The organism is Bradyrhizobium sp. A5 (assembly GCF_042076515.1).
GTDB classification, from domain to species: Bacteria; Pseudomonadota; Alphaproteobacteria; order Rhizobiales; family Xanthobacteraceae; genus Bradyrhizobium; species Bradyrhizobium cosmicum.
The window spans coordinates 5,774,817-5,786,444 of the sequence record NZ_CP148990.1 but is presented as its reverse complement, the minus strand read 5'-3'; the positions used below and the strand labels follow the sequence as shown (position 1 = coordinate 5,786,444).

Here is an 11,628-nt window from a genome sequence, read left to right as displayed (position 1 = left end):
AGAGACCTCTCATGATGCGTGGAAAGTTCATATTGGCGACACTCGCGATCGCAGGCTTCACCTGCGTTGCCGCCTTGAACGTCGCGAGCGCGGCGAGCCCTGCCGACGTCACGGCGCCGGCCGGCGCGCAGCAGCCGGTCAGGTTGGCGCAAGCGACGGTGACAACGCCGAAGCCTGCGAAGAAGACCAAGCGTTTGAAGGTCGAGCACCCCAGGACGAATTGGCTCAATCCGCAGCCCGAACCGCCGATGGCGGGCAAGAAGCCCGTGCAGGGCAACAACTGGCTGAATCCGCAGCCGGAGCCGCCGCGGCCCGACACGACGAAGAAACTGCAGTAGAGACGATGCGCGCGCGTCGTGAGGCGCGCCCGCCGCGATCGTGCAATCAAGAAATCGAGCGCGATGGCATCCCTGCCGTCGCGCTCCGGGAAAATTGGTGCGTTCGCGTCAGTCGCCCGGTCTTGCGGCCGGTCTTGCAGCCGGTCCTGGCGATTTGCCTTGGTTCACCGACGGCTTGTGCCCTGCTCCGCGCTCAATTGTTGGGGCCGGGCGATTTGTTCGGCTTCACAGTCGGCACGTTCTTCTTGTGAATCTCGGCCTTGCCGCCGCCACCCATGTTCCCACTGCCCGGCGCATTTTCACAACGGCACCGCTCCGGCGTGGCCGGCGGGCGGTTGCGCGCGCCCGGTTCGCAGACCTGCACCATGCCAGGCGGACAGGGCGCCGCTTGCACCGCGGCAGTCAGCGATGTCAGCGCGAGGAGAGCGAGTGCCGTCGTCACGATCGTACGCATCTTTGCACCTCGACTTTGCCGCCCATGCCGGGCGTCAACAAAGCCCAGGATACAGAGCCGCCACGTCTGCGATTTGACGTGTCTCAATCCCGCGCGGTTTAACTGTGCCCTGAAAATCCGAACGCATGCGCAAACGAGCCGAAGCCGCCGCGGGTGACGCTGCTATGGCCAGAATCGGACGACGTTCCCGACGAGGAGTGGCTCGAAGAGTCGCTGCTGAAGAAGCTCGATCGCGACGAGCCGCCGCCGCTCGATGAACTGCGGCTGCTGCTGCTGTTGCAAGCGGTGCTCGTCTGCACCGTTGCATCCGTTCCGGCAGGAGAGGGCTCGCAAGTCTGCCGCGGCATCAGCGTGTAGGCGGTGGTGCCGACCGCGATCGTGCCCATCACCAGCAGCGCGACATGGCCGGAGCGCTTCGCCGGAGGGCGCGGCGGCGGCTCGGCTGGCGGCCGGCGTTTGCCGAACTGTTTGCTGGAGGGTTTGTTCGCCATGTCAGTTGATCACGTCAGTAGATCATGCAGGCGGCGTTCAACAGGCCGGCGGCGAGCGAGGACAGTCCGAGCCAGATCGCCGGGGCAAGCTCGCCGGCGGCGATCCGCGCCGACAGGTTCGGCACCGGCACCTTCACCAGGAACAGGACGATGATCTGCACGATCAGGGCGATCACGGCCCAGATCAGGCAGTCCAGCACATTGGCCGAATGCGCGATCGCGCTGACCAGCGGCGCCACGAAGCCGAGCAGGCTGAGGCCGAGCGCGATCGCCGCGGCCGGCTCGTTGTCGCGGATGAGCTGAAACTCGTCGTGCGGGGTGATGCGGGTGTAGACGAACAGATACGCCACGATCGCGATCAGGCCGGTGCAGAAATAGACCAGGAAGGCGGGCAGGCCGGCGAGTGATTGCAGGATCATCGTTCCCCCATCGTGCAGCGACCATTCGTCGGCGGGAGGAGGATAGCGGTTCAATTCCGGGAGGACGACGGAGCCGCGCGCGCGTCCCCCAAAAAACAAAACCCCGCCATTTGCGGCGGGGTCCAGGCTGGGAGGAGCGAGCCCCGAGGGGCTCGCGGGTAAACCCAGGATCAGGCGGGAATGCGCTCTTCCTGCTCGTGCGGCTCGCGCAGCACGTAGCCGCGGCCCCACACGGTCTCGATGAAGTTGCGGCCTTCGGAGGCGTTGGCGAGCTTCTTGCGGAGCTTGCAGATGAAGACGTCGATGATCTTCAGCTCGGGCTCGTCCATGCCGCCATAGAGATGGTTGAGGAACATTTCCTTGGTGAGGGTCGTGCCCTTGCGGAGCGAGAGCAGCTCCAGCATCTGGTATTCCTTGCCGGTCAGGTGCACGCGCTGGCCGCCGACTTCGACCGTCTTGGTGTCGAGGTTGACGACCAGGTCGCCGGTCTGGATGACCGACTGGGCGTGACCCTTGGAACGGCGCACGATCGCGTGGATGCGGGCAACCAGCTCGTCCTTGTGGAAGGGCTTGGTCATGTAGTCGTCGGCGCCGACGCCGAGACCCTTGACCTTGTCCTCGATGCCGGCGAGGCCGGAGAGGATCAGAATCGGTGTCTTGATCTTGGAGACCCGAAGCTGCTTGAGCACGTCGTAGCCGGACATGTCGGGCAGATTGAGGTCGAGAAGAATAATGTCGTAATCGTATAACTTACCGAGATCGACGCCTTCTTCCCCCAAATCGGTCGTGTAGACGTTGAAGCTCTCAGACTTCAGCATCAGCTCGATCGACTGCGCGACGGCGCTGTCATCTTCAATCAGCAAAACGCGCATGCCAGTTCCCCATAGTCGCCGCTCCTGGGCGTCAGGTCGGCCGCATTCGCGGCACTCACAAAACGCCTTTGAACAACTGATTCGGATCCTGACAACAGATGGTTAACAAATCCTGATTCTGGAACGCAAGTCCCCCCGGTGCAATTTTTATCGAATCGCCCTAAGGTCTTGCGTGTGAAGCAGCTTTCGTCACCCGGTTCCGTTCAAGTTCCACTTTAAGAGACGGGCCTAACCGACTCCCGCGACTCAGCCTTCTTCTGAAGGGGAGCCACGCTCAGTCACAAAGACAGTGACGCAATGATTAACGATGCGGGTAAACACGAAGTTAAGCGCCGTTCAGAAATATGGCGAAACTTAAGGTTTCCGCCTCAAAGGCCCTTGGGATGAAGGCGCGCACCTTAATGAAGACCCTCTCATGAAGGCGGTCCGATGAAGGCTCTTGCCGAACAGATCGGCGATATCGACGGCATCAACATTTACGGCCGCGTGGTCGGCGTTCGCGGCCTGATGGTCGAGGTGGCCGGCCCGATCCACGCGATGTCGGTCGGTGCGCGGCTGGTGATCGAGACCGGCGCCGGCCGCGACATTCCCTGCGAGGTGATCGGCTTCTCCGGCAACAACGCCGTCGTGATGCCGTTCGCCGGCCTCGATGGCGTGCGCCGCGGCTGCAAGGCGGTGATCGCCAACGCCGCCAACCAGGTGCGGCCCTGCGCGGCCTGGCTCGGCCGCGTCGTCAACGCGCTGGGCGAACCGATCGACGGCAAGGGGCCGTTGCCGCAGGGTCCGGCGCCGATGCCGTACCGCAATTCGCCGCCGCCGGCGCATTCGCGCAAGCGCGTCGGCGCGCCGCTCGATCTCGGCGTGCGCGCGATGAACACCTTCCTCACCTGCTGCCGCGGCCAGCGCATGGGCATCTTCGCAGGGTCCGGCGTCGGCAAATCGGTGCTGCTGTCGATGCTGGCGCGCAACGTCGATGCCGCGGTCAGCGTGATCGGGCTGATCGGCGAACGCGGTCGCGAGGTGCAGGAGTTCCTGCAGGACGACCTCGGCGACGAGGGCCTGGCGCGCTCCGTCGTCGTCGTCGCGACCTCGGACGAGCCGGCGCTGATGCGCCGCCAGGCCGCGTATCTCACGCTCGCGATCGCCGAGTATTTCCGCGACGAGGAGAAGGACGTCCTCTGCCTGATGGACTCGGTGACGCGCTTTGCCATGGCGCAGCGCGAGATCGGCCTGTCCGCTGGCGAGCCGCCGACGGCCAAGGGCTATACGCCGACCGTCTTCACCGAACTGCCGAAGCTGCTGGAGCGTGCCGGGCCGGGTCTGGGGGAGGGCGCGATCACCGCGATCTTCACCGTGCTGGTCGACGGCGACGATCACAACGAGCCGATCGCGGACGCGGTCCGCGGCATCCTCGACGGCCATATCGTGATGCAGCGCTCGATCGCCGAGCGCGGCCGCTACCCCGCCATCAACATCCTCAAATCCGTCTCCCGCACCATGCCGAAATCGGCCGATCCGCAGTTCTGGCCGGTCATCCAGCGGGCTCGCCAGGTGATGGCGACCTATGCCGACATGGAGGAATTGATCCGGCTCGGTGCCTACCGCGCCGGCTCCAGCGCCGAGGTCGACGAGGCGATCCGCCTGCATGAGCCGCTCGAGGCCTTCCTGCGCCAGCGCAAGGACGAAAATGCCTCGCTCGCGGACGGCTACCGGCAATTGGCGCAAATCCTGGGCAATTTGGAAACGGAACGCTAACTTTGTCAGGTCATCATCCCCAGAGTAGCAGAGCCGGTCTTGGCCCTATCGGGGCCTGTGGGGAGACCGGTGACGTCCCACGTGCAGCCAAGGGACTTCTGGGGAGTATGAGTCGATGAAGTCACGTGATACCCTCATCCGCCTGAAGAAATTTCAGGTCGACGAGAAGCGCCGCCGGGTCACTCAGATCGAGACCATGATCGCGGACTTCCAGCGGATGTCGACCGATCTTGAACGCGAGATCACGACCGAGCAGGAGCGCGCCGGGATCAACGATCCCTCGCATTTCGCCTATCCGACCTATGCCAAGGCCGCGATCCAGCGCCGCGAGAACCTGACCCGCTCGGCCGACGAGCTGAAGGGCCAGCTCGATGAAGCCAAGGCCGCGCTGGCCGAGGCCTTCGAGGAGTTGAAGAAGGTCGAGCTCCTCGACGAGCGCGACCAGGCCCGCGAACGCGCCGAGGAGAACGCCCGCGAGCAGGCCGACCTCGACAGCATCGGCCTGATGCGCGCCCGGATCGGCGCCGTCGCCTGAGGTGCTGGCCGCCTGAACCTGCAAGAATCTGCAAAACCCGGACCCGCAAGGTCCGGGTTTTCGCATCTGCTATCCACAGCGTGGCGCCCGGCCGCTTGGTGACGGGCTTTGCCGCGCGCTATGGTAGCGAAGTGCCAGGGTCTGCGCGGAACGCGACGGGCCGTGCGTGGGGGGCTGAATGCTGACGCCAGCAGAGCTGGTCGGGCTGATAGAGTCGGTGGCGAAGGGCGATCAGGCCGCGTTCGAGCGCCTTTACGTCGCCACGCGCGCGAAACTCTATGGCGTCGTGCTCCGTATCTTGCGCCGGCAGGATCTCTCGGAGGAGGTCATTCAGGAGACCTACGTCAAGATCTGGAACAGCGCCGGCCAGTTCAATCCGGCTTTGTCGTCGCCGATCACATGGATGGCGTCGATCGCGCGCAACCGCGCCATCGACATCGTCCGCAAGAAGACGGAAGTCTCCATCGAGGAGGAGCCGCAGGCGATGGATGTCGCAAGCGACAGCCCCGATCCGCTGGCGCGAAGAGAGATGACCGAGGAGTTGAAGCGGCTGCTGGAATGCATCGGCCGGCTCGAGCCGGACCGTCAGAGGCTGGTGCTTCTCGCCTATTACAACGGCTGGAGCCGCGAGCAACTGGCGGAGAAATTTTCAGCGCCCGTCAACACGGTGAAGACGTGGCTGCGGCGCAGCATGTTGGATATTCGCGAGTGCCTTGGACTCTAGAGGATGACGAGAGTGTCGATGCTGGCGCAGCGTTCTCGCTTCACCTCTCCCGTAGGGAGAGGTCGGATTGCATCGCAAGATGCAATCCGGGTGAGGGGCTGTGCTCTCTCATGGGACCTGGACCCCTCACCCGATTTGGTCTCGACGATGCTACGCATCGCGAGGTGCAAATCGACCTCTCCCTATGGGAGAGGTGAAGGACACTGATGGCCTACACGGAGGACCATATCGCGCTCGCCGCGGAATATGCGCTCGGTACGCTCGACGCCGGCGAGCGCGCGCAGGTCGAGACCATGATGGCGGTGGACAAGGCGTTCGCCGACATCGTGCAGGGGTGGGCCTACCGGCTCAGCGTCCTCAACCAGATGGTCGGCTCGATCGAGCCGCGTCCGATCGTGTGGGAGAACATCAAGCTGGAGCTTGCGCGGACGGCCTTCGCGCAGGAGCCGCCTGCGCTGTCGGAAGCATCGCCATCGCCGCCACCCGCACCGGAGTTTTCCTCGCTCGAAGCTGCGCCGCCGCAATCGTCATCGGACGGCACGCAGCAACCGGAGCCGCAGCCTCCCGAACCGGATCAGATAACGCGACCGGCGTCCGACGCGCTTTCCGACGTCACGCCGATATTCATGCCGCAGGTCCACGCGCCTGATCCTGAAGTCGTGCGTACGCCGCAGGCGCCGGCCGCCGACAACACCAACGTGATCTATCTCGAGAGCCGGGTGAAGCGCTGGCGAACGATCGCATCCGCCGTCGGTGCGCTCGCGGCCGCGCTGCTGGTGACGCTGTCGCTTCAGATCTTCCAGCCCGACGCGCTGCCGGGCGGCTTGCGGCCTGCGCCGCGCGTCCAGAGGGTCGAGGTGAAGACGCCGGCGCCGCTCACGGCGTCGTCGCAATATGTCGCGCTGTTGCAGGGCCAGGGCGGCGGCCCCGCCTTCATTCTCACCATCGACGGCACGACCAGGAACTTTACCGTGCGCAAGGTCGGCGCGACGCCGGAGCCCGGCAAGAGCTTCGAGCTCTGGCTGATCTCCGACAAGCTGGCGCGTCCGCGTTCGCTCGGCGTGATCGGGTCGGGCGATTTCACCGCGCGTCCGGTGCTCGGCTCCTACGATGCCGACGTCGTCAACGGCGCAACCTACGCCGTCACCGTCGAGCAGGCCGGCGGCTCGCCCAATGGCCAGCCGACCTCGGCGCCGGTGTTTTCCGGCAAGCTGATCGAGACCGTGCCGCCGTCTCAGCCGCAGGCGCCCGCTAAAAAATAGGTGTCCTGATGTCGTAGCCCGGTGCTCCATCCGGGCTTCTGTAACGGGCCCTGGTTAGTCAATCCCTTTTTGCGCGATCCTGTTGCCGGGCACTTGCTTCTGTACGGGATCGGCGCGAAGGCCGTCGCCTGATGGGGTGCATTTGAGGAGCCGGCCGGCCAATCTACGGAAGCGTGGTTATGACCCACTTCCCGGATGGCGGCCTGACCGGATCCATCGTCCCGGCTAGGGACCTCGCTCAGGGAGAGCCTGATGTCGTGACTCCCCCAGAACCGATTGATGCTTCCTTGTTTAAGTTGCGGCCATGGCGATGACCTTGGCCTTGTTTTTGACCTCGGGGTTGAAGGGTTTGGCATCGGCGAGCATGCGATGCAGGATGACGGCAAGCTTGCGTGCCAGGGCGACCTTGGCCTTGCGCATGCCGGCCCGATTGGCGATCCGCATGGCCCAGCTCTTGAGCGCCGAACAATTCTTCAGCGGCTTGGTCAGCATGACGTGAGCCGCCTGGTAGAGCGCCTCGCGTACGGAGGCGTCGCCGATCTTGCTGATGCGGCCGGTATAGTCGGTTTCTCCTGATTGGTATTTCCTTGGGGTCAGACCAAAGTGTGCGCCAGTGGCCTTCGAGGAACGGAAGCGCTTCGGATCGTCGATCGCCGCAGCATAGGTGAGCGCCACGATCGGACCGACGGAAGGCGTCGTCATCAGGAGCTTGGCGGAGGGCTGCGCTCTGGCGAGCTTCTGGGTGTGCCTGTCCAGGCTCTTGAACTCCTGGAGTAGCACGGCATGGGCCTGGAGGAGCGCCTTGGCGACCAGCTCAAGTCCGGGGTGACCGGCGACGAGTTCCCGGATACGTTCGGCGAAGGTGCGCTCGGTGGTCTTACCGACCTTCAGGCCGAAGCCCCGCAGCACGCCGCGCAGACTGTTCTCGACATCCTGCAGCTTCGACTGCAGCAGCTTGCGGGCCGTCAGAATGGCCCGCGTCTCCTGCGATGCAACGGATTTGCAGTGCACCGGCCGGAACCAGCCCAGCCGCATCAGCTGGGCGATCCCGCGCGCATCGTTGCGGTCTGACTTCACCGGCATTGCCTTGAAGGCATCGCGCACGTGCCGCGTCTCCAAGAGCTCGACCGCAAGTCCTGCATCCCGCATCGCCGCGTACAGCCATTGCGACAACGGACCTGCCTCCAGACCGATCCGCTCGCACGTCAGCCCCAGCGACCCGAACCACCCGATCAGAGCCTCCGGCTCGCTCAAAACCTTCGTCTCGCGCAAAATCTTGCCCGCTCCATCCACCAGGCAAACGCTCGAGCATTCCAAAGACACGTCAATTCCTGCATAGTGGTACACGGTCGTCCCTCATGATGCTTGGAGCGGGCTTGCCCGACTCCGTTAAACACCATCAATTTGAGGGACGACCGCCTTCCATCCAACAGGCCGCTCGCGAGCGCGCTTCCAAATCGCGCCGTAGCGAGCGGGCGGCCGGCCCGTTACCCCATCTACTACGAGCGCGCAAAGCTGTCGCCACGGTCCATCTCGCCGTCGCATCCCGACAAGCCTCACTGAATCCGCCCCGGATTTGAACCTCCATCCATTTCGCGGCGTCAAATGCCCGGAATTTGCAGTCGGTGCCGACGATCATGGTGCCGGAGAGGGGCTAGAACTCAGATGGATGCAGCAAGGACGCCGGGCATCTTCGTCCACCAATATGCGGGCCTGCCGAACGGTCCGGCCTTCGAACATTGGCGCGAGCGGGCCTTCGGGTCCTGCGGCCTCGACATCGGGCCGAGCCACGGCGACAGCATCGATTGCCGGCTTCAGGTCAGCGTGGTCGACAACATCGCGCTGGCGATTCCGGAAGGCGCCTCGGCGCAATATTCGCGCACGCAAGGCGGGCTGGCCGACGGCAGCGACGATCTCGTCCTGATCGCGGCCCATGCCGGCCTCGTCTGTGTCGCGCAGAACGGCCATACCGTGGAGCTTGCGCCCGCGCAGATGGTGCTCGTCGACATGGGCGTCACCGGTACCGTCGGCCACACCGAGGAAGACCGCTTCACCACCATCCGCATGCCGCGCCGCGCGCTGCTCGACATCAATCCGCGTGCCGAGGACAAGCTGTCGCAGCCGCTCTCCGACGGGGCGCTCGCCGAGACGATCTTCCGCTACCATGCGCTCGCTGCCAATCACGCGCCGCATCTGGACGCCGTCGGCCAGCGCCTGACCGCGCAGCACATGGTCGATCTCATCGGTCTCCTGCTCGGCACCGATGCCGAACATGCCAGCCTCGCACGCGGGCGCGGACACGCGGCGGCACGTCTCGATCTCATGCGCGCCGACGTGATGGCCGCGCTCGGGCGCAACGATCTCTGCCTCTCCGAGGTCGCGACGCGTTCGGGGCTCAGCCCGCGCCAGGCCCAGCGCCTGTTCGAGCAGGCCGGCACGACCTTCACCGAATTCGTGCTCGAGCAGCGCCTTCTCCTGGCGCGAAAACTGCTCGGCGATCCCCGCGCGCGGGCGCGCAAGATCAGCGACATCGCGCATTCCTCCGGCTTCTCCGACCTGTCCTATTTCAATCGCGCCTTCCGCAAGCGCTTCGGCGCGACGCCGTCGGAACTGCGCGAGGCCTGAGCGGCGATTTTGTGCAGCGGAGCGGTCCCGCCGCATTTGGTCGATCCGGACGAATGGGGTATATCTGTCTGCGCGGAGCAGACCGCTGGGTTCCTTCGGATAGTGCAGCAGGCGGACATGGCGCGTATCGTCGTGCTCGGTGCGGGGTTTGCAGGCTTGTGGGCGGCCATCGGCGCCGCGCGCAAGCGCGACGAGATCGGTGCTGACACCGACATCGAGATCCGCCTCATCGATCGCAATCCATATCACAACATCCGGGTGCGCAATTACGAAGCCGATCTCAGCGAGGTCGTGCTTCCGCTCGAGCGACTGCTCGATCCGATTGGCGTCACGCACGGCATCGGCGAGGTCGAAGCCATTGATCCGGCGAGGCGCGAGATTTCGCTGGTCACCAGCCGGGGCGAGGAGGCGCTCGCCTATGATCGGCTCGTGCTGGCGCTCGGCAGCGAAGTCATGCGTCCCGACATTCCGGGTCTTGCCGATCATGGCTTCGACGTCGACACCTATGCCGCGGCGCTTCGCCTAGAGGACCATCTCGCCTCGCTTGGGCGCGGCGCGCCGTCGCCGGGGCGTTCCACGGTCGTGGTGGTCGGGGCCGGCTTCACCGGCATCGAAGTCGCGGCCGAGATGCCGGACAGGCTGGCGCGCGCCGGCATCAATGGCAGCCGCCGCATCATCCTGGTCGATCCCAATCCGGCGGTCGGCGCCACCATCGGCGCGCATGCGCGTCCCGTGATCGAGACGGCCTTGGCCGCGCTCGAGGTCGAGACACGCCTCGGCGTGCGTGTGATGTCGATCGAGGCCGCCGGCTTGCGCCTGAGCTCGGGCGAGTTCATCCCGGCCCAGACGGTGATCTGGTGCGCCGGCATGCGGGCGAGCCGGCTGGCGGCGAGCTTTCCGGGCGCGCGCGATCGGCTCGGGCGCCTTCTGGTCGATCCCTTCATGCACGTTGCGGATCTGCCCGGCGTGTTCGCGGCCGGCGACGTCGCCTCCAGCGTGGTCGACGGACTGCATCCGACCGTGATGTCCTGCCAGTTCGCCCGCCCGATGGGCCGCTTCGCCGGCCACAATGTGGTGGCCGATCTCGTGGGCCAACCGATGCTGCCGCTGCGGATCGACTGGTATGTGACAGTGCTCGATCTCGGCGGTTGGGGTGCGCTCTACACTGAAGGGTGGGATCGCGAGGTCCGCGCCACCGGCGCGGCCGCAAAGGCGACCAAACAGACCATCAATCGCAAGCGCATCTATCCGCCGCTTGCCGGCAGCAGGGTCGATCTCTTCGCCGCCGCAGCCCCGACAGTGCAGGCGCCGCCCCCGACCTATGGGGCGCGGTAGTCGTAGGCGGCGTCGCCCGCGCGCGTGCTTGCTGGAATACAAGCCCTTGCGTTGCCGACGGGCAAAACACGCCAGTAGTGGGGCAACGCGTGCAACGTAAAATATTCCACTTTACCGAAATTCGGAAACGGCGTATATAACCGCCACTCCGGCCCAAGGAAGAGGGGCGTATCGCGATCGTCACGAACGCGGGCCGGACGGCGGTGGACGTGGGCCACACTGGTGCGACGGTGATCGCAGGGCGGGAAACCGTGAGCGACGCACATCGCACGCACGACCGGTGTGATCTCGCGTACGGCAAAATCGTGTGGTCCTGGCGCCCGGGGTCTGTGCGCCAAGTGTTGCGGTGATGGGTGGGGTCCAACCGGACCCGCGCATCAGCCATCTGCAAGGCGACGGGGGCAATAGTGCATCGCTCCCCGACGAGAGCGCGACATAAGCCGTAAAACCACTGCGCAGGGAAGGCCGGATGTTTGGCTTCACCTGTATGCCGCTGTGCAAATTCTGTTGCCACCTTTCGCACAGTGGACCGTGGGTGCCCGGCCGGCACCCGGTCTTCCCTGCGCCCTCTTTCATTCGAGGGTGAGACGACCAGGCAAAGCTCGGGCGAAACACGCCGCGAGGATGCGAAGCTGTGTCTGCGATGACGGTGCGAATTGAAAGAGCGGCGCCATGCCCCCGTCATTGCCGAATTTGCGGCGGCGTCTGCGCCCGACCGAAACGTCACCCCAGAGATGAGAAAGCGCCCGTGGGGGGCGGGCGCTTTCTGTAGTCGACTTGGGGTTGGGGTCGTCTACATATCCACGTGGCGACTTTGG

12 protein-coding genes are annotated in these 11,628 nt (G+C 65.1%); 7 read left to right on the top strand and 5 right to left on the bottom strand.

Annotated features, from left to right (window positions below; genetic code table 11):
- Nucleotides 1-11 precede the first annotated feature (11 nt).
- Nucleotides 12-338 carry a hypothetical protein gene (locus WHZ77_RS27460; protein ID WP_375310816.1) on the top strand — a complete coding sequence of 109 codons (327 nt, stop codon included), beginning with the start codon at nucleotides 12-14 and terminating at the stop codon, nucleotides 336-338.
- 193 nt (nucleotides 339-531) lie between these two features.
- On the opposite strand, the gene WHZ77_RS27455 is transcribed toward WHZ77_RS27460, so the two are convergent.
- The 4 genes from WHZ77_RS27455 to ctrA all read right to left on the bottom strand — a co-directional run bounded on the left by WHZ77_RS27455 (nucleotide 532) and on the right by ctrA (nucleotide 2,574).
- The gene (locus WHZ77_RS27455) at nucleotides 532-792 is read right to left on the bottom strand and encodes a hypothetical protein (RefSeq protein ID WP_375310815.1); all 261 of its coding nucleotides are present in this window, start codon (nucleotides 790-792) and stop codon (nucleotides 532-534) included.
- A gap of 98 nt (nucleotides 793-890) precedes the next feature.
- Nucleotides 891-1,283: a hypothetical protein gene (locus WHZ77_RS27450; protein ID WP_375310814.1), complete on the bottom strand. Its 393-nt coding sequence runs from the start codon at nucleotides 1,281-1,283 to the stop codon at nucleotides 891-893.
- A 14-nt stretch (nucleotides 1,284-1,297) separates the two neighbouring features.
- Complete coding sequence (locus WHZ77_RS27445) at nucleotides 1,298-1,702, bottom strand: DUF350 domain-containing protein (RefSeq protein WP_039146000.1); 405 nt, start codon at nucleotides 1,700-1,702, stop codon at nucleotides 1,298-1,300.
- A gap of 170 nt (nucleotides 1,703-1,872) precedes the next feature.
- Nucleotides 1,873-2,574 (bottom strand): response regulator transcription factor CtrA, encoded by a 702-nt coding sequence (ctrA, locus tag WHZ77_RS27440; protein ID WP_015688285.1) that lies wholly within the window; start codon nucleotides 2,572-2,574, stop codon nucleotides 1,873-1,875.
- A 429-nt stretch (nucleotides 2,575-3,003) separates the two neighbouring features.
- On the opposite strand from ctrA, the gene fliI reads away from it, so the two are divergent.
- The 4 genes from fliI to WHZ77_RS27420 all read left to right on the top strand — a co-directional run bounded on the left by fliI (nucleotide 3,004) and on the right by WHZ77_RS27420 (nucleotide 6,850).
- The gene (fliI, locus tag WHZ77_RS27435; protein WP_375310813.1) at nucleotides 3,004-4,329 is read left to right on the top strand and encodes a flagellar protein export ATPase FliI; all 1,326 of its coding nucleotides are present in this window, start codon (nucleotides 3,004-3,006) and stop codon (nucleotides 4,327-4,329) included.
- 115 nt (nucleotides 4,330-4,444) lie between these two features.
- Nucleotides 4,445-4,864, top strand: coding sequence for a flagellar export protein FliJ (gene fliJ / locus WHZ77_RS27430; RefSeq protein ID WP_008138882.1), 420 nt, complete (start codon nucleotides 4,445-4,447; stop codon nucleotides 4,862-4,864).
- A 178-nt stretch (nucleotides 4,865-5,042) separates the two neighbouring features.
- The gene (locus WHZ77_RS27425) at nucleotides 5,043-5,588 is read left to right on the top strand and encodes a sigma-70 family RNA polymerase sigma factor (RefSeq protein ID WP_375310812.1); all 546 of its coding nucleotides are present in this window, start codon (nucleotides 5,043-5,045) and stop codon (nucleotides 5,586-5,588) included.
- A gap of 206 nt (nucleotides 5,589-5,794) precedes the next feature.
- Entirely contained in the window at nucleotides 5,795-6,850 is a 1,056-nt protein-coding gene (locus WHZ77_RS27420; RefSeq protein WP_375310811.1) for an anti-sigma factor domain-containing protein, read from the top strand.
- A gap of 291 nt (nucleotides 6,851-7,141) precedes the next feature.
- Here the strand turns inward: WHZ77_RS27420 and WHZ77_RS27415 are convergent, their stop codons facing one another.
- On the bottom strand, nucleotides 7,142-8,197 hold the full coding sequence (locus WHZ77_RS27415; protein ID WP_375309069.1) for an IS110 family transposase: 1,056 nt from the start codon (nucleotides 8,195-8,197) through the stop codon (nucleotides 7,142-7,144).
- Nucleotides 8,198-8,515: 318 nt separating this feature from the next.
- Between WHZ77_RS27415 and WHZ77_RS27410 the strand changes: the two genes are divergently transcribed.
- Both WHZ77_RS27410 and WHZ77_RS27405 read left to right on the top strand, forming a co-directional pair.
- Nucleotides 8,516-9,475, top strand: coding sequence for an AraC family transcriptional regulator (locus WHZ77_RS27410; RefSeq protein WP_375310810.1), 960 nt, complete (start codon nucleotides 8,516-8,518; stop codon nucleotides 9,473-9,475).
- A 117-nt stretch (nucleotides 9,476-9,592) separates the two neighbouring features.
- On the top strand, nucleotides 9,593-10,810 hold the full coding sequence (locus WHZ77_RS27405; RefSeq protein WP_375310809.1) for an NAD(P)/FAD-dependent oxidoreductase: 1,218 nt from the start codon (nucleotides 9,593-9,595) through the stop codon (nucleotides 10,808-10,810).
- Nucleotides 10,811-11,628: the final 818 nt, after the last annotated feature.

Excerpts from the sequence above, each read along its gene's own strand:
- WHZ77_RS27460 (WP_375310816.1), top strand. The coding sequence starts at position 12 with ATGATGCGTGGAAAGTTCATATTGGCGACACTCGCGATCGCAGGCTTC.
- fliJ (WP_008138882.1), top strand. The coding sequence starts at position 4,445 with ATGAAGTCACGTGATACCCTCATCCGCCTGAAGAAATTTCAGGTCGAC.
- WHZ77_RS27455 (WP_375310815.1), bottom strand. The coding sequence starts at position 792 with ATGCGTACGATCGTGACGACGGCACTCGCTCTCCTCGCGCTGACATCG.
- WHZ77_RS27445 (WP_039146000.1), bottom strand. The coding sequence starts at position 1,702 with ATGATCCTGCAATCACTCGCCGGCCTGCCCGCCTTCCTGGTCTATTTC.
- WHZ77_RS27425 (WP_375310812.1), top strand. The coding sequence starts at position 5,043 with ATGCTGACGCCAGCAGAGCTGGTCGGGCTGATAGAGTCGGTGGCGAAG.
- ctrA (WP_015688285.1), bottom strand. The coding sequence starts at position 2,574 with ATGCGCGTTTTGCTGATTGAAGATGACAGCGCCGTCGCGCAGTCGATC.
- fliI (WP_375310813.1), top strand. The coding sequence starts at position 3,004 with ATGAAGGCTCTTGCCGAACAGATCGGCGATATCGACGGCATCAACATT.
- WHZ77_RS27410 (WP_375310810.1), top strand. The coding sequence starts at position 8,516 with ATGGATGCAGCAAGGACGCCGGGCATCTTCGTCCACCAATATGCGGGC.
- WHZ77_RS27450 (WP_375310814.1), bottom strand. The coding sequence starts at position 1,283 with ATGGCGAACAAACCCTCCAGCAAACAGTTCGGCAAACGCCGGCCGCCA.
- WHZ77_RS27420 (WP_375310811.1), top strand. The coding sequence starts at position 5,795 with ATGGCCTACACGGAGGACCATATCGCGCTCGCCGCGGAATATGCGCTC.
- WHZ77_RS27405 (WP_375310809.1), top strand. The coding sequence starts at position 9,593 with ATGGCGCGTATCGTCGTGCTCGGTGCGGGGTTTGCAGGCTTGTGGGCG.